Origin of the sequence: Streptomyces sp. Y2F8-2, from assembly GCF_014905555.1 — a bacterium.
GTDB classification, from domain to species: domain Bacteria; phylum Actinomycetota; class Actinomycetes; order Streptomycetales; family Streptomycetaceae; genus Streptomyces; species Streptomyces cynarae.
Window position 1 is genome coordinate 1 of the sequence record NZ_BNGS01000018.1, and the last position, 20,905, is coordinate 20,905.

22 protein-coding genes and 4 pseudogenes are annotated in these 20,905 nt (G+C 69.4%); 7 read left to right on the top strand and 19 right to left on the bottom strand.

All coding sequences use genetic code 11. From position 1 onward, the window contains the following. Positions 1-117, top strand: a pseudogene (locus tag SY2F82_RS37675) (IS5/IS1182 family transposase); the annotation flags it as partial. 119 nt (positions 118-236) lie between these two features. On the opposite strand, the gene SY2F82_RS37680 reads toward SY2F82_RS37675, so the two are convergent. The 3 genes and pseudogenes from SY2F82_RS37680 to SY2F82_RS37690 all read right to left on the bottom strand — a co-directional run bounded on the left by SY2F82_RS37680 (position 237) and on the right by SY2F82_RS37690 (position 3,164). Then, the gene (locus SY2F82_RS37680; protein ID WP_374707246.1) at positions 237-737 is read right to left on the bottom strand and encodes a MarR family winged helix-turn-helix transcriptional regulator; all 501 of its coding nucleotides are present in this window, start codon (positions 735-737) and stop codon (positions 237-239) included. A 209-nt stretch (positions 738-946) separates the two neighbouring features. Then, positions 947-1,947: pseudogene (locus SY2F82_RS37685) on the bottom strand (IS481 family transposase). A gap of 14 nt (positions 1,948-1,961) precedes the next feature. Next, on the bottom strand, positions 1,962-3,164 hold the full coding sequence (locus SY2F82_RS37690) for an MFS transporter (protein ID WP_200423606.1): 1,203 nt from the start codon (positions 3,162-3,164) through the stop codon (positions 1,962-1,964). A gap of 80 nt (positions 3,165-3,244) precedes the next feature. Here SY2F82_RS37690 and SY2F82_RS37695 point away from each other — a divergent pair, with 80 nt between their 5' ends. Beyond that, positions 3,245-3,589, top strand: a complete 345-nt coding sequence (locus tag SY2F82_RS37695; protein ID WP_200423607.1) for a helix-turn-helix transcriptional regulator — start codon at positions 3,245-3,247, stop codon at positions 3,587-3,589. A gap of 80 nt (positions 3,590-3,669) precedes the next feature. Here SY2F82_RS37695 and SY2F82_RS37700 read toward each other — a convergent pair whose 3' ends face one another. The 9 genes from SY2F82_RS37700 to SY2F82_RS37740 form a co-directional block, all read right to left on the bottom strand. Then, positions 3,670-3,843: a hypothetical protein gene (locus SY2F82_RS37700; protein ID WP_200423608.1), complete on the bottom strand. Its 174-nt coding sequence runs from the start codon at positions 3,841-3,843 to the stop codon at positions 3,670-3,672. Between the two features lie 38 nt (positions 3,844-3,881). Beyond that, entirely contained in the window at positions 3,882-4,412 is a 531-nt protein-coding gene (locus SY2F82_RS37705) for a hypothetical protein (protein ID WP_200423609.1), read from the bottom strand. A 20-nt stretch (positions 4,413-4,432) separates the two neighbouring features. Next, positions 4,433-5,215, bottom strand: coding sequence for a NucA/NucB deoxyribonuclease domain-containing protein (locus SY2F82_RS37710; protein ID WP_236042044.1), 783 nt, complete (start codon positions 5,213-5,215; stop codon positions 4,433-4,435). A gap of 401 nt (positions 5,216-5,616) precedes the next feature. Beyond that, a complete protein-coding gene (locus SY2F82_RS37715) occupies positions 5,617-6,741 on the bottom strand; it encodes a DUF6183 family protein (RefSeq protein ID WP_200423610.1) in 1,125 nt (374 codons plus the stop codon). 53 nt (positions 6,742-6,794) lie between these two features. Continuing rightward, the gene (locus tag SY2F82_RS37720; protein ID WP_200423611.1) at positions 6,795-7,157 is read right to left on the bottom strand and encodes an EthD family reductase; all 363 of its coding nucleotides are present in this window, start codon (positions 7,155-7,157) and stop codon (positions 6,795-6,797) included. Then, positions 7,154-7,717: a dihydrofolate reductase family protein gene (locus SY2F82_RS37725; RefSeq protein ID WP_200423612.1), complete on the bottom strand. Its 564-nt coding sequence runs from the start codon at positions 7,715-7,717 to the stop codon at positions 7,154-7,156. Before SY2F82_RS37725 ends, SY2F82_RS37720 begins: the two co-directional genes overlap by 4 nt. Before the next feature lie 57 nt (positions 7,718-7,774). Further along, entirely contained in the window at positions 7,775-8,731 is a 957-nt protein-coding gene (locus SY2F82_RS37730) for a sigma-70 family RNA polymerase sigma factor (RefSeq protein ID WP_268980424.1), read from the bottom strand. Positions 8,732-9,554: 823 nt separating this feature from the next. Next, positions 9,555-9,926: a hypothetical protein gene (locus SY2F82_RS37735; RefSeq protein ID WP_200423614.1), complete on the bottom strand. Its 372-nt coding sequence runs from the start codon at positions 9,924-9,926 to the stop codon at positions 9,555-9,557. Between the two features lie 240 nt (positions 9,927-10,166). Continuing rightward, the gene (locus tag SY2F82_RS37740; protein ID WP_200423615.1) at positions 10,167-10,766 is read right to left on the bottom strand and encodes a TetR/AcrR family transcriptional regulator; all 600 of its coding nucleotides are present in this window, start codon (positions 10,764-10,766) and stop codon (positions 10,167-10,169) included. Positions 10,767-11,017: 251 nt separating this feature from the next. On the opposite strand from SY2F82_RS37740, the gene SY2F82_RS37745 reads away from it, so the two are divergent. The 4 genes from SY2F82_RS37745 to SY2F82_RS37760 are packed head-to-tail and all read left to right on the top strand — an operon-like array spanning position 11,018 to position 15,852. Continuing rightward, on the top strand, positions 11,018-11,593 hold the full coding sequence (locus tag SY2F82_RS37745; RefSeq protein ID WP_200423616.1) for a (2Fe-2S)-binding protein: 576 nt from the start codon (positions 11,018-11,020) through the stop codon (positions 11,591-11,593). Then, a complete protein-coding gene (locus SY2F82_RS37750; protein WP_200423617.1) occupies positions 11,590-12,582 on the top strand; it encodes a xanthine dehydrogenase family protein subunit M in 993 nt (330 codons plus the stop codon). Before SY2F82_RS37745 ends, SY2F82_RS37750 begins: the two co-directional genes overlap by 4 nt. Then, a complete protein-coding gene (locus tag SY2F82_RS37755; protein ID WP_200423618.1) occupies positions 12,579-14,699 on the top strand; it encodes a xanthine dehydrogenase family protein molybdopterin-binding subunit in 2,121 nt (706 codons plus the stop codon). Before SY2F82_RS37750 ends, SY2F82_RS37755 begins: the two co-directional genes overlap by 4 nt. Then, on the top strand, positions 14,692-15,852 hold the full coding sequence (locus SY2F82_RS37760; protein WP_200423619.1) for an XdhC/CoxI family protein: 1,161 nt from the start codon (positions 14,692-14,694) through the stop codon (positions 15,850-15,852). Before SY2F82_RS37755 ends, SY2F82_RS37760 begins: the two co-directional genes overlap by 8 nt. 454 nt (positions 15,853-16,306) lie before the next feature. On the opposite strand, the gene SY2F82_RS37765 is transcribed toward SY2F82_RS37760, so the two are convergent. Then, a complete protein-coding gene (locus tag SY2F82_RS37765; RefSeq protein WP_200423620.1) occupies positions 16,307-16,714 on the bottom strand; it encodes a RidA family protein in 408 nt (135 codons plus the stop codon). A 59-nt stretch (positions 16,715-16,773) separates the two neighbouring features. Between SY2F82_RS37765 and SY2F82_RS37770 the strand changes: the two are divergent. Beyond that, a pseudogene (locus SY2F82_RS37770) lies at positions 16,774-17,069 on the top strand (winged helix-turn-helix transcriptional regulator); the annotation flags it as partial. Between the two features lie 28 nt (positions 17,070-17,097). On the opposite strand, the gene SY2F82_RS37775 reads toward SY2F82_RS37770, so the two are convergent. The 6 genes and pseudogenes from SY2F82_RS37775 to SY2F82_RS39425 form a co-directional block, all read right to left on the bottom strand. Further along, positions 17,098-17,361, bottom strand: a complete 264-nt coding sequence (locus SY2F82_RS37775) for a hypothetical protein (RefSeq protein WP_200423621.1) — start codon at positions 17,359-17,361, stop codon at positions 17,098-17,100. Between the two features lie 132 nt (positions 17,362-17,493). Further along, positions 17,494-18,426, bottom strand: a complete 933-nt coding sequence (locus tag SY2F82_RS37780) for an ABC transporter permease (protein ID WP_236042046.1) — start codon at positions 18,424-18,426, stop codon at positions 17,494-17,496. Further along, positions 18,423-19,388 carry an ABC transporter ATP-binding protein gene (locus tag SY2F82_RS37785; protein WP_200423622.1) on the bottom strand — a complete coding sequence of 322 codons (966 nt, stop codon included), beginning with the start codon at positions 19,386-19,388 and terminating at the stop codon, positions 18,423-18,425. The genes SY2F82_RS37780 and SY2F82_RS37785 overlap by 4 nt, the downstream gene beginning before the upstream one ends. Beyond that, positions 19,385-19,732: a transcriptional regulator gene (locus SY2F82_RS37790; RefSeq protein WP_200423623.1), complete on the bottom strand. Its 348-nt coding sequence runs from the start codon at positions 19,730-19,732 to the stop codon at positions 19,385-19,387. The genes SY2F82_RS37785 and SY2F82_RS37790 overlap by 4 nt, the downstream gene beginning before the upstream one ends. Continuing rightward, entirely contained in the window at positions 19,729-20,250 is a 522-nt protein-coding gene (locus SY2F82_RS37795; RefSeq protein WP_200423624.1) for a hypothetical protein, read from the bottom strand. The genes SY2F82_RS37790 and SY2F82_RS37795 overlap by 4 nt, the downstream gene beginning before the upstream one ends. A 167-nt stretch (positions 20,251-20,417) precedes the next feature. After that, positions 20,418-20,627: pseudogene (locus tag SY2F82_RS39425) on the bottom strand (transposase); the annotation flags it as partial. Between the last annotated feature and the right edge of the window lie 278 nt (positions 20,628-20,905).

Here is a 20,905-nt window from a genome sequence, read left to right on the forward strand (position 1 = left end):
TCCTGGCTCGCCGGATGCCGACGCCTGCACCGTCGCTACGAGCGCAAGGCCGAACACTTCCTGGCCTTCGTCGGCATCGCCGCAGCCCTCATCAGCTACCGCCGACTCACCAACTGAAACGACGTCTTAGGCTATGGCCGGCGGCCACCGCACGATCGTCGTTTGTCCACACACCAACCGATGATCATGCCGTGGCCGCGCTCGTTCCCAGCCGGGGCCGTCACAGAATCGCGTCATCAGGACGGATTGCCAGGAGTCCCGTCGCCCTCGACATTGGCCACCATTTTGCGCAGTACCTTGAGCGCGGCCACGTACTCCTCGTCGCTGATGCCCTGGTGGACTACGGCGCGTACCTCGGTCGCCAGCTCACGGAGCCGCGCTCTGGCGGCCTCCCCGGCATTCGTGAGGTGCAGGCGCTGCCCGTCATCGATCCTGAGCCACTCACGGTGGAGCAACTGGTCCACGACCCTGGCGATCTCATGCGGCCCGTCGGCAAGGTGCGTCAGAGAAGCGACGACCTCCTCGCGGCTCGGCGCCGCGGGGCCGCCGTTCACGCGGTTGAGCACCCAGTACTGCGGCTGCGTGACGTCGATCTTGGCCATCGCATCACGCAGATGCCGGGTGACGGTCGCATGGGCCAGGCCGCTCCAGTAGCCGACCGGCTGAGTGGCCAGCATGTCATCGGTGGCGGCCGGGTTCGCCGGCGCCTGGTCAGTGGCGTTTCCGATCAGTGACATGATCGCGACGCTACATTTCCCCGGCGCGCCGAACAATCGGAATGCGGCATTCACTGCCACTCGTCCTGGGCGCGCATCGGAACCGCCGGCCGCCGTCATCTTCGGATGCGCCGCAGCCCCGCGCGCCACCATGCCCGACCCGCGCAGCCACCCCCGACGACGGCTCGCCCACTCAGCCAGCGGGTAGATCACGAAACCACACTGGAGTACTAGTTGTGTGAGGCTAGGACATTGGTGACGCCTTCCTGTAGCCGAACGGCCGGTGGCTGGCCTCCAGCTGCGCCGTGGGGTCGGTGGTAGTTGTAGTGGATGTTCCAGACGACGAGGGCTTCGCGGCGTCGATCTTCGGACAGCCAGATGCGGGCGTAGAGGAACTCCTCGGCGATGATCCGGTTGTACTCTCTACCTTGCCGTTGTGCCGCGGTGTGTAAGGCGTGATCCGCTGGTGGAGTTATCCCAGGAGTGCTCGGGCGAACGCGTCGGCGCGGTAGCAGGCTCCGTTGTCGGTGACGATGCGCTCGATGCGGGTGATGCCGTGGGCGGTGAACCATGCGCGGGCTCGATGGAGGAACCCGATTGCAGTTGCCGCCTTCTCGTCGGGCAGTGCTTCGGCGTAGGCGAGCCGGGAGAAACCGTCGACGGCGGAATGGAGGTAGACGTAGCCGCCGCGCTCGCTCTTCTTCTTGCGGCGCTCGACATTCTTGGCCTGTTCGCTTCCCCGTCCGTGTGCTCTCCAGCCACCGCCGTCAGGTATCCGGCCTACCTTCTTCACGTCGAGGTGGACCATGTGCCCAGGCCAACGGGCAGTGATCCTCCGCGGCTTTCGGTTCGATTCGCCGTTCGGATCGATGAACCGGCGGTGATTCAGCCCGAGTACGTGCAGGTGTCGTGACACGGTGCGGCGGCTGATCGAGACCCCGTCTGCGTGGAGTTCGGACGCGATCCGGGCGGCCGACCACTTCTGGGTGCGGCGCAGATCCTCGATCAGGGCCACGACCTCGGCATCCGTCGCAGTCGGCTGATGACGCGGTGTTGAGGAACGATCGAGCAGGCCGAGCTCACCGTGACGGCGGTCGCGGTTGACCCACTTCGACGCGCACGCCCTTGAGATCCCCATCTCCGCGGCGACATGAGCGATCGGTCGGCTCTCGCACCGCTCAACGAGACGGCGCCGGCCCTCGATCGTCAGAGGAGCATTGCGATGCACCATGGGTCGTGAACTCCTCATTCGTGCGCGTTGGCGCGGTAGGCGGCCACGCCGAGGAGCAGGCCGAGGACCGCCAGAGTGGCTGCGAGGGCCGTGGCCGCGGGGCGAATGCCCCATCCACTGACGGCGTATCCGGTGGCGACGGTGAGGATCGCGGCGGGGAGGTAGGCGCTGATGTTCAGTGCAGCGTTAGCCTCGGCGCGCCGATTGCCCTCGACGTGGTGGGCAATGAGCCGGAGGCCGCTGAGCTGGCCGAGTCCTTGCCCGCTGCCTGCGAGGATGGCCGAGGCGACGAAGAGTGCTGGGTTTTTGGTGAAGAGAGTGACCACGACGGCGCTCATCGCGAGGACGGTGCTGGTAGTCCCCAAGGCGAACAGGCGATGCACGGCAAGCCTGGTGAGGGCGATCTGCGATCCGGTGGCGGCGAGGAACATCACGCATGCTGCGCCGCCGGCCAGGAGCGGCGAGGTGTTCCCGACAGCGAGCATCAGCAGGGAGGGGCCGAGGGACAGCACGAACGACGTGGCGGTCAGGCCGGGGGCGAAGACCGCCGCACCGCTGGCGACTTGCATGCGATTCCGCGCGGGCACACGGGGAAGACGCGGCCACAAGAACCCTGACGCTTGGCCCGACGGACGTTCCAGCGGCAATCCGATGTACCCGAGCAAGGCGACGACCAGCAGCACGATGTTCACAGTGAAGACCCATCCGACCGGTCGGGGTGTGGCCTGGTAGACGATCCCGCCCAGGAGTGGCCCGAGACCGGCGCCGAAGACCATAGCGATCGAGGCCAGCATCGACGTCATATGACGGCGGTCCTCCCCACCGAGGTCGACGACCGCGGCCATGCCAGCGGACACAACAATCCCGACCGCGACGCCGACGAGCAGCCTCGCTACGACCAGGGCCGCGACGCTCCCGGCAGTCATGAACAGCAACGCCGAGACCAACGCAATCAGGATCCCCGGGACAACCACCCGCTTGCGGCCGTACCGGTCGGCCGCGCGTCCCGCGACGAGCAGCGTCACCACCAGACCCGCGATGTAGGCGGCGAAGACGACTGTCAGGGTCCCTGAGGAGTATTTCATTTCACGCTGCCAGTACACATACAGCGGAGTCGGTGAGTTGGACAGGGCGAACACGGCCGTCACCGCCCATGCCGCCCTGACGAGCTGCCATCCCGCTCCAGCCCGCACCCGGACCTCATGCACAACTGCCACTACCGACCTCCTTGTACGAAAAAACTCGTACAGGACCGTAGCAGTACGAGAATCCTCGTACAACTCGCTAGGATGGCCGCATGCCTGACGCCATAACCGGGAACGAGAGGCCGCCGCTCCTGCCAGAGCCGCCCGTTGATGCGCTACGACTCGAGGTCGTGATGGGTGCGCTCGCCGACCCGCTACGCATGACCGTGGCGCGTAAGCTCCTGCTGGACTCCGATGAGTTCGACCATCCCTGCGGCTGGTTCGGCTTCAACCGCCCGAAGTCCAGCCTCACTCACCACTTCAAAGTCCTGCGCGAAGCTGGCGTAATTCACCAGAGGCAGTACGGACTGGAGCGGCGCAGCCGCCTTCGGGTCGACGACCTCAACCAACGATTCCCCGGCCTTCTCGACCTCATCGCCTCAACAGGCCAGGACTGACAACGGATCACGTAAGGCTCATGATGCCCGCTGGGGCTGACTAGAGCCGCCCCCATCCTTGGCCGGGATGGGGGCAGACGCTACCGGAGCGGGACACGGACACGCATTCCACGACCGCCCTCGCCGGTCAGCTGCAGGCCCTCGGCCTGGGCTCGGCTCACCAGCTCGTCAATCAACTGGTCGTCCACGGCCTTCGCCGACACAGCCGCTGCCGACTCGACAGTCTCCTGCTCGGCCATGTTCTCACTGGTCATCGATGCATCTTCCATGATCGGGAGTTACACCGAACGATTTACAGTCCCTCGATGGGTTCGGGTTCGCGGATGTAGGCCAGGTCGAGGACGTAGTGTTCGGTAACGGGGCAGTTGTTCCAGGCTTGGGTGAGCCAGCCGTCGGGGGAGTCGTCGGGGAGTTGGGCGAGGGTGGTGTTGTAGTAGTCGGCGGCGGCTTGGCGGTTGGTCCACCAGGCGTGGCCTTCGTAGACGCCGGGGCGGGGCAGGGTGATCTCGTCGGCGGGGCCGCGGTCGAGTTGGCCGATGACGAGGATGCCGGTCTCGGATTCGAGACCGATGGTCGTGTGGCCTTCGGCGTCGGCGGGCGGGGCGGGCGGGGCGGGTGGGGTGTCCCAGATGCGGATGGTGATCTGGACGGGGATGTCGGGTTGGAGGCTGAGTAGGTACAGGTGGTAGCCGTTGCCGGCGACCACCTGTGCCTCTGCGGCGTCCAGGGCGGCTTCGTCGCCGAGGTAGGCGTCCGCGTCGTAGACCTCGAGTATGCGGCGTCCGGGAGTGGCAGTGACGTTGTGCTCGGCGAGAAGAGCCATGGGGGCCAGGGCCTTTCCTGCTAGTCGGTGATCTTCACGTAGAAGGGGTCGCCGTCCAGGATGCGGTTCAGGGTGTACACATGGTTGAGGCGCTCCCCGCCTTTGCGGTTGTCCTTGCCATCTATCAGCCGGACGGAGAAGCGGTTGTCGCCCTTGGTGGATCCTTCCTTGGTGGAGGCGAAGGGGTACTCGTCGCGGTGGTCTGCGGCGCGGTCACCTGGGGATCGGGGTCGCTGTTGGAGGCGTTCGATGCTGTGACGGAAGTGCTGGCCGACGCTCCATTTGGTGGCGTCCTCGGTGGGGACGGCCTGCACGCGGATGTTCTCGATACTGGCGACGTAGTCGACACGGCGGCTGCCGTCGTAGGCGAAGCCGAGGATCCACATGTCGAACCAGAGCCGGCCGGTGGTGCCGTTCTTGTCGCGCAGGACCAGGTCGTAGGGCCGTTTCTGGCAGCTTTCGCCGCAACGGGACTTGATCCATCCGGTCGCGGTGTTGGCCTGCGTGGCGTGTGCGGCGCATTGCTGGCGGAGGTCCTGCTGGTCGTCTGGTGCAGTGGCTGAGCGCGGGGCGGCGAGGTGCGAGCCTTGCTTGCGCGCGTAGTCGGCGAGCGGGACGGGATGGTCAAGTCCGCGCAGTTGGCTGGCGGCGACCGAGGAGGCGTCGATGAACGCGCCCGGCTCGTGCGCTTGTGCGGTGGGCGGTGCGGGACGGGCGGCGGTGGTGGCTGCGGTGAGCAGCATCAGCGCGGCAGCGGTGGCGGCGCCGCGGGCACAACGTGCCAGTGCTGTACGGGTCTTCACCTGGAAACTCCTTGCGGGCATACCGGGCTGGGCGCCATCTGCTGCTGGGGCCGGGGAACAGTGGTCAGGAGGCGTCGCACAGATCACCCCAGCAGGCATCCAGCAGCGCGCCCGTAACGGTGTGGGCCCACCGACCGTGAGTCGGCGGGCCCGGTGATCAGTGACGGTCAGTGGACCTCACCGAGTCCTTCGCAGCGGAAGCCCGATGGCCGATCACGTGCTTCCGATGGGGTCGGATTGCGGAGTTCGCCCGTCGCGCCGGCATGGCCTGCGGCACGGCCCGGGCGTGTAGGCGCGGCTGCCCCTCCGGCTGTCAGGTCGACCACCGCCAGCCGTCGCGCCCCAGAGTTCGCATGGCCGCTACCGCCAGCCCTTGATCATCAGCCGGACCAGCTCTGCCGTCAGTCGGTGTCCGTCGCGGCAAGTACGGCCAGGCGCCGACGGTCTGGGGAAAGAGTGGCCAGACCGATGTCCCAGGCCACTTGCTCGAACCACTTCGTATCGGCGTCGAAGCCGTGCCAGACGCAGTTCCGCACTCGAGCTTCGACCTCAGCGGCGGTGGCGCCTTCTGGGCTGCCAGCCAGCGCGGCCAGGGACTGCCAGGTCGCCAGACGGCCGTAGGCGCCATAGGAACCGGAGTTGTATGCCCCTCCCGTCGACGCCGCGGCGAAGAGGACTCGCCATGCCTGGGCCGGCGGACGGACAGCCACCGACAGAGCGGTCTTCTTCCCCACTCCGTGCAGGCACTCCAGCCCCAGAGTCAAGAGCGCGTTCGGGACCGACTCGGCGTCCAGGGGTTCGGCGAGGTCGAAGACCCGCGCTTCTATGCGCCCGTTGGACTCTTCGGCCCAGTTCGCCACGGCCCTGGCCATAGCCGTGGCTGCGGCTTGTGTTGTCGTCTCCTTCGCCGACGGCACGCGCGCGTTGGCGAATACTGCCAGTTCACGGCTCCCCGATGGTCCGTACGGCATCGAGTGACTGCTGCCACGGATGCTGTACCTCGGCAGATCCGCATGTTCTTCCACGTCGGACAGCGTCAGGGGCAGCCAGCTCAGCGGGTGATGACTCCAATGCGGTGACGTCGCCCAACCCGCGATTCCCGGCATCTCCTCAACGACCACACCCCTGAGAACCAACTCGTGGACCAGACAGGCCCTAAGCTCCTCCGAGGCGCGGCCGGTGAACGCTGCAGCCAGGTCCGTCGCCTCATGGCTGGATGCCAGCAACGAGGCCGTGTAGCGATCCAGCTTCCTGCTGGTGACCTCAGCGGAGGAGACCAGCCGCAGCGCCTGCGTGACATTCTCGGGACCAGCGGTGGTGGCCAACAGCCGCAGCAGATGGTCGAAGACGCTTCTGCACTGCCATATCTGCCCCTCGGTGCCGTACGTCCTGGCGAGAGCGATGCCGAGGTCCGCGGCAAAGGCAGCGTCTCCCCGTGCGACCCGGCCATCGACCACCGCCCACACGCCGGTGACCTCGGTCAGGTCCGGCAGCCCCGTCACGATCTCCTGTATCTGATCAGTCACGGCCCGGAGCCTACGCATCCGACAGGCACTCCTCATCTCATATACGACCCTCTTCAGCATGAACATCGAAGTGGGTACCGGTACGTCCTCGGTCCACCACAGCATGTCCCGTGGTGTAGGCCGCCCGCTGGCGGTGCGGCCTGGGCCGCGCCAGGGCGATGCTCGGCGGAGAAACTCGCTGCCGGTCCCTCGGGTGAGGCGAATGCGGCCTGCAGTTCGTCCATCGTGTCCCATTCCAGCTCGGCGACCAGGTAGTACGGCGCGCCGCCGCGGACGGCGACCAGGTCGCGGCCGATCGTGTAGCGGCGCAGCCCCGGGAGACGGCGAACCAGCGGGATGTGGACGGAGTGGTAGTGCCGGTCGAATGCCGCGGGGTCGGCGGGTGTCTCGCACAGGGCGATGAAGCGAGCGGTCATCGGGCGGCCCTGCGGTAGCGGGTGAGGACGGCGGCGCCGACCTGCTGGGCGGCCAGGCACTCCAGCTCGGCGTGGGGGCCGTTGTCCGGGAAGAGCCGTCGGCCGGTGCCGAGGATGGTGGGGAAGGTCAGCAGCCGGTACTCGTCGACCAGGTCCGCGGCCCTCAGATGGTCCACGACGCTCAGGCTCCCGGTGACGATCACGTCCCGCCGCTCGCGCTTGACGGCGTCGACCAGGTCGCCGTCGAGCAGGTGGGAGTTCGCCCACACCGACGTGTCGGCGTGGGTCAGGGTGCGGGAGGCGACCAGCTTCGGGACGGCGTTCATCCGCGCGGCGAACGGGTCGTCGCGGCCCGGCCAGAGCCGTGAGAACAGCTGCCAGGTGGCACGCCCGAGCAGCAGTGCACCCTCGTCCAGCGTGCGGCCGAGCCGGAACTTGTCCCCGGCGACCGCCTCCGGGCCGTGCCGGAATGCCCAGCCGCCCAGCGGCGTGCCGGCGGACCCGTCCGGGTCGGACACGATCCCGTCCAGGGTGATGAACTCGATGACGATGACGCTCACGATGAGATTCCCTTCGGTTCGGTGTTCACCGGTACGTACCGGCCGCACCGCCCCGACTCATCGCTCCCGGTGGAACTCGCCTGCGGGAATCTCACGCGGCAGCTTGAAGGCGTCGAAGACGCGCGGATCGGCGAACACGACGTTGTACGCGATGCGTCCGTCGGTGACGGTGAAGACCTGCAGGGTGTGCAGCCGGTGCACACCGCCGGGCTCCGGCGCGTACGCGGCGAGTGCGGGCTGCCCGTTGGCGGTCAGCTCCCGCATGCCCCAGCCCGTGCCACGCATCCCGAACACCCGCTCCATGAACCGTCCATAATCCCGGCTGCCCCGGTACCACAGCGGGACCGGCGGCATTTCGAGCACCGCGTCGTCGGCCAGCAGCCGCACCAACGCGGGGACATCCGCCGCTTCGAACGCCTGGATGTACCGCTGGACGACCGCCCGCACCTCGGGATCGTCCGGCTCGGTGACCGCACCGGCGTCACCCACGCCGGCCAGAGCGGCACGGGCCCGCTGCAACGCGCTGTTGACCGCCGCGACCGTGGTCCCCAACTGCTCGGCGACCTCAGCGGCGGTGAACGCCAGAACCTCGCGCAGCACCAGCACCGCCCGCTGCCGCGCCGGCAGGACCTGCACCGCCGCTACCCACGCGAGCCGCAGATCCGCCCTGACCTCCACATCGAACCGCGCGTCGGGGAACGGCTGAAGCCAGGGCACATCGAGCGCGGGTACCAGCGGCGCCCCGGGATCGTCGCTCGGTGCCCCGAGCCCGGACGGCAGAGGACGCCGCCCGCGCCCCTCCAGCGCGGTCAGACACACGTTTGTGGCGATCCGGTACAGCCAGGTCCGCACCGACGCACGCGCCGGGTCGTACCGGTCGCGAGCCTTCCAGGCCCGCAGCAGCGTCTCCTGCACCAGATCCTCGGCCTCATGGAACGAGCCCAGCATCCGGTAGCAGTACGCCACCAACTCACACCGGTACGGCTCGAAATCCACCGGATCATCATGCCGCACACCGGTCTTGCGCGCCCCGAGACGCGGCTTCAACAGAATCCGCCAGGCCTGAGCACCCCGCACCAGAAGGACAGGTCCGGCTTGGGCCATCTATCGATCCTCGGACGGGCCAACTGCAAATCCTCGCTCCCGCCAACCTCGTCGACTCCCGCGGGCAAGCCCGGGGACGAGCCGCACCCGCCCGTCCCGCTGCCACCGAGTGCGCCAGCGCGAAAACCCGCTCCGGCTCTGCTCCGGCCCGATCACGAGCATCTGCATGCGCGTGTCCAAGGCGACGCCTGGCCGTGGTGAGGACGCTGGGTCATTCCGAACAGCAGCCTGCGACCATGGCCGGACAGCTGCGGGTGCTGGGCAAGGAGAAGCGCCGGCCTGATCGAGAACGCCTGGAAGCGGACCGCCCTGGCCGCGGTGAACGCCGGGATGCCCCTGGAAGTAGACGCCAGGGCCGCGAGGACGCACCGCTCCGGCAGCGGCGAGCCGGAGCGCTCCACGATGCTCGCCCACCAGGTCCGGTGTACGCCTGCTGTTCACGTTCGGCGAAGGCGCGCTATCGGCCGCCAGGTGAGGTCGGGCAGGCGGTGCGCCTGTGTCCTGTCCGGCGGCGCGGCAGGCGGGATAGATGACCTGGGCGTGGGCCCCGTATCTGACGGTGAGTACCTGGCTGCGCGCGCAGTATCTCTACTTCAGAAAAAGGGGAGGACAAAGGCCCGGTCACCGCGTCTCATGCGGTGACCGGGCCTGGTTCCTGAGCCAGGGGCTTCGGTTCGGGGGGATGGCTGTATGGAAATCTTGCTTTCAGCCAGGTCCTGAGCCGAGGCCGGGGTCAGCGGGTCGGCCTACCTTTCTTGCTTCTGGCGGCGGCTGATCGCGCGAGCGCGGCAACCGACGCGATGTATTGCCGGACGTCCTCCTGGAAGGCAGGGGCGGCTTCTCTTGTCCAGAAGTCGAAGTACTCCTGGACCTGTCGGTGGAGTTGCTCGGGCTGTGGTGGGCCGGAGACTTGGAGGGTCACCTGGTTCCCCACGTCCAGCAGTTCGAGCGAGCGTGCGAGTCCGTCGTAGGCGGTCACGATGTCGTCGACGAAGTCGGGTTCGACTGCCAGTTGGATATCACGGTCGGACTCGCAGACGGTGAGCCACTGGTCGTCGTCGATGAGGATGACCGGCCAGGTGGGCCGGCTGCCGGTTTCCTGCACGCCTACCACCTCCCCTGCCACGGCCTGTGGTTGCCGATGGCCAGTCGGTGGTATGGGAGTACCGGCTGTGGAACAAGGATCGCGATGTTTGTCTGGCCTGTGCGGGTGTCGGTAAGCGGCGGGATCTCGCGGGTTGCGGGGGTTGGTGACGGTGAGAAGCCCGCTGTCGTGTCCTGGGGAATTGATGGTGGATGGGGCTGTCGGGCGGGCAAGCCCCGCCGTACGTCGTAGGCGGCGGCGCTACGGCTGAGGCTTCTGCGGCGCTGCCCCCGGCGCCCCCACGCGCAACCCGTCCATCACCAGGTCGAGCAGCCGTGTGGCGCGTGGCTGCCAGTCGTCGTACGCGGCGAGCTGCCACAGGCCGGCGATCGCGAGCAGGAAGTCCTCGGGGGTCACCCCCGGGCGTATCGTGCCGGCCTCCTCGTTCGCCTTCAGCAGGAGCGCGACGGCCGAGGTCATGGGGCCGCGGCTCAGGTTCATCAGGGTGCCACCCGCGGTGGTGGCCTTGCTCAGCGCCTCGGCGAGGCCCGCCTTGGCCAAGGCGTACCGGGGGAGCCGGTCCATCCACTCGCGCAGGGCCTGGTCCGGAGCTCGGGTCTGCAGCAGGTGGGCCGCGGCGTCGGCCACCTGCTGCACCTCGTAGCGGTAGACCTCCAGCACGAGCGCCTCGCGGCTGGGGAAGTTGCGGTAGAAGGTCCCCTGCCCGACACACGCCTTCTTCGCGATCGCGCTGAGCGGGGCGTCCGCCGAACGGGTCAGTTCCTCCAGCGCCACGGCCAGGATGCGCTCGCGATTCCGTTGCGCGTCCGAGCGCAGGGGGCCGTCCTTCTTCTGTTGCACCCATCCTCCTTCCGGAATCGCGGCCGGGCTCCGCCGTGGCAGTCGCGGCCGGACCACTCTTGCTAAGCGGACAACTGTCCACTAGGTTCATTCGTAACGGACAGCTGTCCGCTTGGACTCACGATAGCGGCAGTCGCGGCCTTTGTGGATGGCCGGAACCATGAGGCGACCGGGATTCCCCCGCCCGCCCCACGTCCGAGGATCGTCCGTACGACTTCGACGCGCACCACGAACGTGAAAGAAGGCTGACCATGGCCCCATTGACGTCCAGCGCCATCACGCTCAACGTCAACGGTGAGAAGTACACGCTGCCCGTCGACCACCGCACCACCCTGCTCGACGCCCTGCGCGAGCGTCTTGATCTGACCGGTACGAAGAAGGGCTGCGACCAAGGTCAGTGCGGCGCCTGCACAGTGCTGGTGGACGGCCGACGGGCCCTGTCCTGCCTGCAGTTGGCGGTGGCCACCGAGGGCCGTGAGGTCACCACCATCGAAGGTGTGGCCGACGGTGACGGCCTGCACCCGGTGCAGCAGGCGTTCCTCGACCTCGACGGTTTCCAGTGCGGCTACTGCACTCCGGGGCAGATCTGCTCGGCCATCGCGGTGATCGAGGAACACGCCGCCGGCTGGCCGAGCGCGGCGACCGCCGACGTGCGCCCCGAGGCGGGAACGTCCCCGCTCACCCCCGAGGAGATCCGTGAGCGGATGAGCGGCAACCTGTGCCGCTGCGGCGCCTACGTGTCCATCGTCCAGGCGGTCGCGCGGGCGGCGCAGGCCGATGCTGCTGGAACCACTGAGACCACCGAGACCGAGGAGGCTGCGGCGTGAGGGAGTTCGGCTATCAGCGGGTCTTCGACGTCCACGGGGCGGTCGCCCTGCTCGGCGCCGACCCGGACGCACGCTTCCTCGGCGGCGGCACCAATCTCGTCGACCTGATGAAGGCAGGCGTGGAGCGGCCGGCCCGCCTCGTCGACGTGCGTGAACTGCCCCTGGACGGGATCGAGTCGACGCCGGACGGCGGACTGCGCATCGGTGCGACCGTCACCAACAGCGATCTCGCCGCCCACCCCGAAGTGCGGCGACGCTACCCGGCGCTGACGCAGGCCGTCCTGGCCGGCGCCTCGGGCCAGCTGCGCAACATGGCGACCGTGGGCGGAAACCTGCTCCAGCGCACCCGCTGCGGTTACTTCACCGACCTGACGAAACCGTGCAACAAGCGTGTCCCCGGCAGCGGTTGTCCCGCCGTCGAGGGCGAACACCACAACCACGCGATCCTCGGCGCCTCCGAGCACTGCGTGGCCACGCATCCCTCGGACATGGCGGTGGCGCTCACCGCGTTCGACGCAGTCGTCTCGTACGAAACGGCGGACGGGCCGGGGGAATCGGCGCTCGCGGAATTCTATCTGCCCGTGGGCGACACCCCGCATCTGGAGACCGCCCTGCCGCCGGGCGCGCTGATCACCGCCGTCACGCTCCCGCCGAACCCGGTCGCGGCCAACTCCCGCTACCGCAAGGTGCGCGAGCGCGCCTCGTACGCCTTCGCGATCGGCTCCCTCGCCGCCGCGCTGGACGTCCAGGCCGGCGTCGTACGAGACGTGCGTCTCGCCCTCGGAGCGGTGGCGTCCCGGCCGTGGCGGGCCCGCAAGGCCGAGCGGCTGCTGACCGGAGGCCCGGCGACGGCCGAGGCGTTCGCCGCGGCCGCGGACGCCGAACTGGAAGCCGCCGAAACGCTGCCGAAGAACGGATACAAGGTGCCGCTGACGCGCAATCTCGTCGTGGCCGTGCTGACCGAACTCGCCGAGGAGTCCGCCCGATGACCACGACCACCCCGGCCGCCGCGGTCACGAAGGCCGTCGGCACCGCGCACACCCGCGTGGAGGGCGTCGCCAAGGTCACCGGCGCGGCCCGCTACGCGGGAGAGGTCCCGTACCCCGAACTCGCCCACGGCTGGATGGTGTTGTCCACCGTCGCCCGCGGCCGGATCCGTTCGGTGCAGGACGCCCGGGTCCTGGAGATGCCCGGCGTCGTCGCCGTCCTGCACCACGGCAACGCCCCCAGGGTCGACGGGAACTACGCGGGCCCGTTCGGGCCGCCCGACCCGATCCTCCAGCCCCTCCAGCACGACCGGGTGCCGTATGTCGGCTGGCCGGTGGCGCTGGTCGTGGCCGAGACCTCCGAGCAGGCCAGGGAGGCGGCCGAGGCCCTGGTCGTCGAGTACGACGTGGAGCCGCACGACGTCGAGTTCCACGCCGGGCACCCCGACGCGTACCTGCCGGAGGGCCCCACGACGGAGATGTCGAAGGGAGACCTGGAGGCCGAACTCGCCGCGTCCGCCGTCGTCGTGGACGCCGAGTACAGCACGCCGGAGGAGCACCACAGCCCGATGGAGCCGCACGCGGCGACCGCGCGCTGGGAGGACGGCCGGCTCGAGGTGGTCGACTCCAACCAGGGCAGCAGGTTCGTGGCGGACGAGCTCGCCCAGATCTTCTCCCTCGACCCCGGCTCGGTACGTGTACTGTCCGAACACGTCGGCGGCGCCTTCGGAGCCAAGGGCACCCGCCCGCACCTGGTCCTCGCCGCGATGGCGGCGACCGTTCTGCACCGGCCGGTCCGGGTCGTCACCACCCGTCGCCAGATGTTCTCCCTGACCGGCTACCGCAGCCCCACGGCACAGCGCGTCCGGCTCGGCGCCGACGCCGACGGACGGCTGCGCGCCCTCGACCACCAGGGCGAGTGCCTCACCTCCACCAACCACGAGTTCGTCGAGCGCAGCGCCGACTACGGGCGTTCGATGTACGACGCCGACGCGCACCACACCGTCAACCGTGTCGTACGGCTCGACGTGCCGACCCCCACCTATATGCGTGCGCCGGGCGAGGCGCCGGGCTCGTTCGCGATGGAGTCCGCGCTGGACGAACTCGCCGAGAAGTGCGGCCTCGACCCGATCGTGCTGCGCGCCCGCAACGAACCGGAGGCCGGCCCCCTCTCCGGCCTGCCGTTCAGCAGCCGCAACGTCCTCGCCTGCTTCGAGGAGGGCGCCCGCAGGTTCGGCTGGGCGGACCGCGACCCGCGCCCCGGTGTGCGCCGCGAGGGCCGCTGGCTGCTGGGCACCGGCACGGCCGCGGCCACGTTCCCCGTACTGGTCGCCCCGTCGACGGCGGCCGTGACGGCAGAGGCGGACGGCACCTTCACCGTACGGATCACCGCGGCGGACGTCGGGACCGGGGCGCGCACCGCGCTGACCCTGGTCGCCGCGGACGCGCTGGAGGTGGCGCCCGAGCGCATCCGGGTGCGGATCGCGGACAGCGACTTCGGCCAGGCGATCCTGGCCGGCGGCTCGATGGGCACCCGTTCCTGGTCCTGGGCGATCGTGGCCGCGGCAGCCGACCTACGGGAGCGGCTGGCACTCGCGGACGGCATTCCGCCGGAGGGCATCACGGCGCGCTCGAACACCGCCGAGGCCATCGGCAGGCTGACGAGCAAGGAGCGGTACTCCTTCGGCGCGCAGTTCGCCGAGGTCGCCGTCGACGTCACCACCGGCGAGGTCCGGGTACGGCGGATGCTCGGGATGTTCGCGGCGGGCCGGATCGTCAACCCGCTGACCGCGCGCAGCCAGTTCGTCGGCGGCATGGTCTGGGGCCTGTCCATGGCGCTCCACGAGGAGGCGGTCCGGGACCGGGCCACGGGTGGACACGTCGGCGCGGACTTCGCGAGCTACCACTTCGCCGCGAACGCGGACGTCCCCGTCATCGAGGCGGACTGGGTGGACGACCCCGACCCGGACGACCCGGTCGGCATCAAGGGCATCGGCGAGATCGGGATCGTGGGAGCCGCGGCGGCGATCGCCAACGCGGTCTGGCACGCGACCGGCGTACGCCACCGGCACCTGCCCATCCGGCCCGACCGCGTCCTGATGGCCGGCCGAGATGCTTGACATCGCAATCGAACTGCACCGGTGGGCGGCCGAGGGCCGTGACTTCGCCGTGGCCACGGTGGTGGCCGTCGGCGGCAGCGCTCCCCGCCCGCCGGGCGCGGCGCTCGCCGTCGACGCCGACGGCACGGCCGTCGGCTCGGTCTCCGGCGGCTGTGTGGAGGGCGCGGTGTACGACCTGTGCGTCCAGGCGCTCCAGGACGGCCGCGCGGTACGGGAACAGTTCGGCTACAGCGACGAGGACGCCTTCGCGGTGGGCCTGACCTGCGGCGGGGTGATCGACGTCCTGGTCACCCCGGTCCGTGGGGACGCGCCGTACCGGTGGGTGTTCGAGGCGGCGCTCTCGGCCGCCGCCGGTGGGGAGACGGCCGCGGTCGCCCGCCTGGTCCGGGGCCCGGACGAACTGCTCGGCCGCGCACTGCTGGTCCGCGCCGACGGGGCGTACGAGGGCGGTCTCGGCGGTGATCCGCGGCTGGACCGGACGGCGGCCGCCGAGGCCCGCGCGCTGCTGGACGCCGGTCGCACCGGCACGGTCGACGTCTCGGAGGACGGCTCGCACTGCCCGGGCGGTGTGACGCTGTTCGTCGAGTCCAGTGTGGAACCGCCCCGCATGATCGTCTTCGGGGCGATCGACTTCGCGGCGGCGCTCGTGCGGACGGGCAAGTTCCTCGGCTACCACGTGACCGTCTGCGACGCCCGCTCCGTCTTCGCAACCCGGGCCCGCTTCCCCGAGGCCGACGAGATCGTGGTCGACTGGCCGGACCGCTATCTGCGCAGCACCGGGACCGACGCCCGCACGGTCCTGTGCGTGCTCACCCATGACGCCAAGTTCGACGTCCCGCTGCTGGAGGAGGCGCTGCGGCTGCCGGTCGCGTTCGTCGGCGCCATGGGCTCGCGCCGCACCCACGAGGACCGCAACCGGCGGCTGCGCGAGGCGGGTGTCACCGAGGAGGAGCTGGCCCGTCTGCACTCCCCGATCGGCCTCGACCTGGGTGCCCGTACGCCGGAGGAGACCGCCCTGTCCATCGCGGCCGAGATCGTCGCGGCGCGCCGGGGCGGGTCGGGCATACCGCTGACCGGCGCACCGACCCCGATCCACCACGACCGCCCCGAAGGCCCCGGCCGGGTGACCGCACTGACGTCGGCAGCCGGATGACCTCCTTATTGGAGGTCCTGCGCCGCGGCCGAGCGGCGTCAGGCGTCCCCGGGGCCTAAGGAGGGGGTGGCGGAAGGGCGCAGGCCACGGCGTGCGTGACGCGCGGGGTTGAAGGCGGCGCATGCTGTCTGCGTCCTGACACCGCTCGCCGCCGACCGTCACAAAGTGTCGACGAACGTCCGCCGTCGGTCCTGGCCGTGCTACCGAGGTGGGGGAGTGACATGCGGTTTCCGCCGTTCGATGGGACGGCGCACTCCAAAGCTCACCTGACCTGGGCAACTCAGCGGCCCACCGGCTCAGCTGGTCCGACTGGCGGCGACGTCATCAGACCCGGTCCCGAGGCGGCCACTACCGCCGGCAGGCCGCGAATCAGACATGATGTGCTGAGCACGCTGGTTGGCCGCTGAGCGCCGTAACTGGCCACTTCGGTGCTCAGCGGGCGAAAGGCAACTGTTCACCCGGGGATCGCGGTGACTTCGATCGCGACCAGATGGTCGGGTACGTCTAGGGCCGCAACGCCCAGCAGCGTGGCCGGCGGGACCGGGGTGATTCCCAGCTTTGCGGCCGCCCGGGAGATCCCCTCCAGGAGCGGGGGCATCTTGTCGGGAGTCCGGTCGACAACGTAGAAGGTCAGTTTCGCCACGTCGTCGAAGGAGCCGCCGGCCTCGGCCAGGGCGGTGCCGATGTTGAGGTAGCACTGCTCGACCTGCGCGGCGAGATCACCTTCGCCGACCGTGATCCCCTCGGCGTCCCAGGAGACCTGACCGGCGATGAAGACCAGCCTCGACCCAGTTGCGATCGACACCTGCCGGTAGACATCGATCTCGGGCAATCCGCTGGGGTTCACCAGGGTGACGGCCATGCCGTCCGCCTCCTTGTCCGGGCATCATGGGCCCGGGCTCGTCACTCCAGACCCCCGTGGTCTCTCACAAGTGGGCGTTCCTGATCATCGAGACTCTCGGTGAACGCACCCTGCGATTCAGCGAACTGCGCAACGAGATCGAGGGCATCAGCCACAAGATGCTCACCCAGAACCTGCGCATGCTGGAGCGCAACGGCGTGGTCGAGCGCAGCGCGCACCCCACCGTCCCGCCTCGTGTCGAATACACCTCACCGAGCCTGGCCAGGGCCTACGCGCAACCGTCGACGGAATGTGCGACTGGACCCACCGGTACTTCGGTCACATCGAGGCCGCCCGCCACCGCTTCAACGCCTGACGGTTGATCACGATCTACGGCTGGAGTACTAGCCGTCGAGGGCCGGCTGCTCCGTCCCGGTGAGCTGGCCCGCGCGGCTGCCCGGGACGAGGACACCGTGCTCCAGGATCTGTGTGCCACGGCGGCGCTCACAGCTTTTGGGGATGAGGAGGCGTACGAGGATGTGCTGCCTCCACTGCTGAGAGGCCGTGGGTTCGAGTTTTCCGAAGGGGGCTCGGAGCGGAACCGACGGGTGGTGCAGCCGTATCAGTACTCCGCTGGGCCTGAGTTCGTCGGGGCTCGGCGTATCCACGCCCGGCCTCACCACACCCTTGCGCTGGAGCTGGCCTACCGTCCCGGCTGCGTCCTCGCGGCCAAGAAGCTCACGGACTTCCGCGTCCAGGCGCTGGCCCGGCTCCCCGGCCCGCGGAGCCGAAGGGGCGCCTTATATCGTGAGCGCGCCGCTCATGCGCGCCTTGCGCTCGCGTTCGGTCAGCCGGGAGCCGGACTTGCGGCGGGCGGCGCGGCGCAGTAGCGGGACGGCTAGCAGGAAGCCGACGACGGTCCAGCCAGCCAACACCAGCGCGACCGTCGGCAGCTGCCAGGAGCCGGACGGCTCCGCGGCCTGCGCAGCGTCCGGCAGCAGGGCCGAGCGCACGCCCTGCGCCATCCACCGGAGCGGGAAGACGGACGCCACGTCCTGAACCACCACCGGCAGCCGGCCGATCGGAAACATCGCCCCCGAGGTCACCAGCAGCGCCATCGCGGGCAACATGATCGTCGCCAGCGCCTCGCGGGCGTTGGGCAGCACGGCGCCGATGGCCGCGCCCAGCGGTACGACGGCGAACAGACCGAGGCCGATGACCCATATCAGCGTCAGCCAGCCGCCGGGGCTGTGCGGCAGCGGCCCGTCCACGAACAACGCGGCGGCGCCCAACAGGACGGTGATGATGCCCATCGCCATGATGACGATCAGCACGGACTTGGCGACTAGATAGGCCGGGATACCGCCGGGCGTGGCCCGCAGCCGCAGCAAGGTCCCCTCGTCGCGCTCGGTCACCAGGATCTGCGGGAGGTTGATCATCCCCACCTGGAACAGCAGATACGCGGCGAACCCGGCGATCGTCAGGTGCGCGGCGGGAATATGGGTGCCAGGCAGGTCGTCATGGACAAAGGAGGCGACCATTAGGGCGATCACCACATTGCTGAGATAGCTAACGAACTCCTTGCGGTTGCGCAGGAGATGTCGCACCTCGATACCGCCACGCTGCAGCCCGGCCTGCCATGAGCGCAGCCGCCGGCCGCGGGCGCGGTCTGTCGCGTTGGTCCCGCCCCGCGCGGTCCTGTGCCGCACCGCTGTCATGTCGGTCTCTCTCATGCGGATCGTTCCTCCCCCGTCCCGGCGCCCACCAGGGCTGTGTTGTCAGCGGTTCCGGCATGCGCGGCGCTCATGGTGCCGCCGGGGTGCTCGTGCACCATGTGCAGATAGGTGTCCTCCAGCGTCGGGCGGCGGACCTCCAGGTCGGCGATCGGTCCGTCGGCCTCGCGGTGCAGTTCCCAGACCAGCAGGGAAGGGTCCGCGGTGCGCTCGCGGCGCGGCGCGCCGTCCGGTGCCTTCCAGCGGACCTCCGCCTGGGCGGCGGCCCGCCGGGCGAGCTCGGCGGGTGTGCCGCATATCCGGATGCGCCCGTTGACCAGCATCGCTATCCGGTCGGCGAGACGCTCGGCCTCGGCCAGGTCATGGGTGGTCAGCAGGATGGTGACGCCCTCGTCGCGGGCGAGCCGCTCGACCAGGTCATGGAACTCGCGCCGTGCCTCGGGGTCGAAGCCAGTGGTGGGCTCGTCCAGGAAGAGGAGCTCCGGGCGGCCGACGACGCCGAGCGCAACATCGACGCGTCTCCGCTGGCCGCCGGACAGCTGGTCGACTCGGTGCCGGGCTCGGTGAGTGAGACCGACCAGTTCCAGCAGCTCTTCCGGGGCGCGCGGATCGGGGTAGTACATCGCGAAGTGCCGCAGCAGCTCGGCGATCTGCCAGCTGCGGTGGTCGCGCCACGATTGGAGCACCAGGCCGATCCGGCCGCGCCAGGCGTCGTCGGCGTGCGCCGGGTCCTTGCCAAGGACCCGGACCTCGCCGGCGGAGCGCTGCCGGAAGCCCTCCAGGATTTCGACGACGGTGGTCTTCCCCGCGCCGTTGGGGCCGAGCAAAGCGAAGATCTCTCCGCGGTGGATGTCCAAATCGACGCCTTTAAGCACCTCGGTGCTGCCGTACGACATCCGCAGCTCCCGTGCGAAGACGACTGGTTGGCGAGAGTCGGCGGCTGTGGTGGGGGTGCTGGTCATCGGCTCGTCTCCGCGCGCTGCTGTTCGGGTGCCGTCTGCTGCGCCGCGGGGCCCGCGCCCTCGACAATGGCGCGGAGCGCGGCGACATGGCCTTCGAAGGCGGTGCGCCCGCGGGCCGTCAGCCGTACCTTGGTGCGGCGTTTGCGCCCGCCGCCCTCCTTGCGGATCTCCAGGTAGTCGGCCTCCTCCAGGGTGTGCAGCTGCTTGGAGAGCGCGGAGTCGCTGAGCGAGAGACCGTCGCGGATGAACGAGAAGTCGGCCCATTCCGTGGCGGACAGCAGGGCCACAATCGACAACCGGGTGGAAGGATGGATCAGTTCATCGAAGCCCGTTGGGGTGCTCATAGGTCCGCCTCCTCGTCAATGGCTCGTGTGGCGTGGCCGCGCAGCGCGCGTTCGCGGAGTGTGCTGACCGCCCAGCGGTTCGCCGGTCCGGTGAAGAGGACGAACACGGCAGCCGCGACGGTGGCCGTGATCAAGCTGGGGCAGGGCAGGGCGAGTGAGTCCGCCAGGTGGTCGGTGAGCAGGATCGTGCCGCCGGTGAGGCACCCGCCCGCGATGAACGTGGCGAGGCTGCGCCAGCTGTACCGGGAGCGGTGCAGCCGCATCCGGGCGCGGCGGCTGTAGACGACCGCCAGGGAACCCAGGACGCCGACATAGGCAGCGAGCGTCAGCCACAGGCCCCACGAGGGGAGCTTGAGCCCCATGCTGGCAATGAAGACCCACATGACCGCGGCCGTCATGTAGGTCGCCTTGGGATCACCGTGCGCGCATCGCTCGATCTCGTCGTACACCCGCTCCTGCGGCACCCGGATCCGCTGGAGATCCTGCCAGGCCCGCTCGGCATCCACCGGTGTGGTCATGCCATCGCCTCCCCGAAGACGTTGCTGGACCGCCGGGCACGCCGGACCGGATCAGGCCGGACCGCCCCGCGTTTACTTGCCTACTGGGAAAGTTAGCGCCGACTTTCTCGGTAGGCAAGTCGAAGTGATCCCACCGCGCCCCTGCTGGTCAGAAGCTCTTAGAACTCCTAACAAAGTGAGAGGTTGACCAGTCGGCGCCAGCAGATGATGCCGCAGGCCAGACTGAGGAACGCTTCGTGGATGTCGTCGCGGATTTCCCAGCGGATGCGTAACCGACGGAATCAGTGCAGCAGCGCGAAGCTCTGCTCGACCACCCACCGGTGGACGCCCAGACCTGAGCCGTGGTCGGTGCCGCGACGGGCGATGACGGGGGTGATCGCCACGATCAACCCGGCCATCGCCGCCCTGATCCGCGATGCCGGCGATCCCGCGCTCGACGACCGCATTCACACCCTGCGCACCGAGCTCGACGTCGCCGGCCTCACCTCCATGGCATGCACCCTCGAACTCGCCACGGCGTTCCGCCAAGCCGTCCTCGAGGACCACGACGCACTTGCCGCCACCTCTCCCGGCTGCGCGAGCAGACCCAGAACGGGGACTACGCCTACTACATCGACATCGGCTCCTTCATGGCCGACCGCCCCCTCCCCGCCAG

Excerpts from the sequence above, each read along its gene's own strand:
- SY2F82_RS37680 (WP_374707246.1), bottom strand. The coding sequence starts at position 737 with ATGTCACTGATCGGAAACGCCACTGACCAGGCGCCGGCGAACCCGGCC.
- SY2F82_RS37695 (WP_200423607.1), top strand. The coding sequence starts at position 3,245 with ATGCCTGACGCCATAACCGGGAACGAGAGGCCGCCGCTCCTGCCAGAG.
- SY2F82_RS37700 (WP_200423608.1), bottom strand. The coding sequence starts at position 3,843 with ATGACCAGTGAGAACATGGCCGAGCAGGAGACTGTCGAGTCGGCAGCG.
- SY2F82_RS37705 (WP_200423609.1), bottom strand. The coding sequence starts at position 4,412 with ATGGCTCTTCTCGCCGAGCACAACGTCACTGCCACTCCCGGACGCCGC.
- SY2F82_RS37720 (WP_200423611.1), bottom strand. The coding sequence starts at position 7,157 with ATGACCGCTCGCTTCATCGCCCTGTGCGAGACACCCGCCGACCCCGCG.
- SY2F82_RS37745 (WP_200423616.1), top strand. The coding sequence starts at position 11,018 with ATGGCCCCATTGACGTCCAGCGCCATCACGCTCAACGTCAACGGTGAG.
- SY2F82_RS37755 (WP_200423618.1), top strand. The coding sequence starts at position 12,579 with ATGACCACGACCACCCCGGCCGCCGCGGTCACGAAGGCCGTCGGCACC.
- SY2F82_RS37760 (WP_200423619.1), top strand. The coding sequence starts at position 14,692 with ATGCTTGACATCGCAATCGAACTGCACCGGTGGGCGGCCGAGGGCCGT.
- SY2F82_RS37765 (WP_200423620.1), bottom strand. The coding sequence starts at position 16,714 with ATGGCCGTCACCCTGGTGAACCCCAGCGGATTGCCCGAGATCGATGTC.
- SY2F82_RS37780 (WP_236042046.1), bottom strand. The coding sequence starts at position 18,426 with ATGAGAGAGACCGACATGACAGCGGTGCGGCACAGGACCGCGCGGGGC.
- SY2F82_RS37785 (WP_200423622.1), bottom strand. The coding sequence starts at position 19,388 with ATGACCAGCACCCCCACCACAGCCGCCGACTCTCGCCAACCAGTCGTC.
- SY2F82_RS37790 (WP_200423623.1), bottom strand. The coding sequence starts at position 19,732 with ATGAGCACCCCAACGGGCTTCGATGAACTGATCCATCCTTCCACCCGG.
- SY2F82_RS37795 (WP_200423624.1), bottom strand. The coding sequence starts at position 20,250 with ATGACCACACCGGTGGATGCCGAGCGGGCCTGGCAGGATCTCCAGCGG.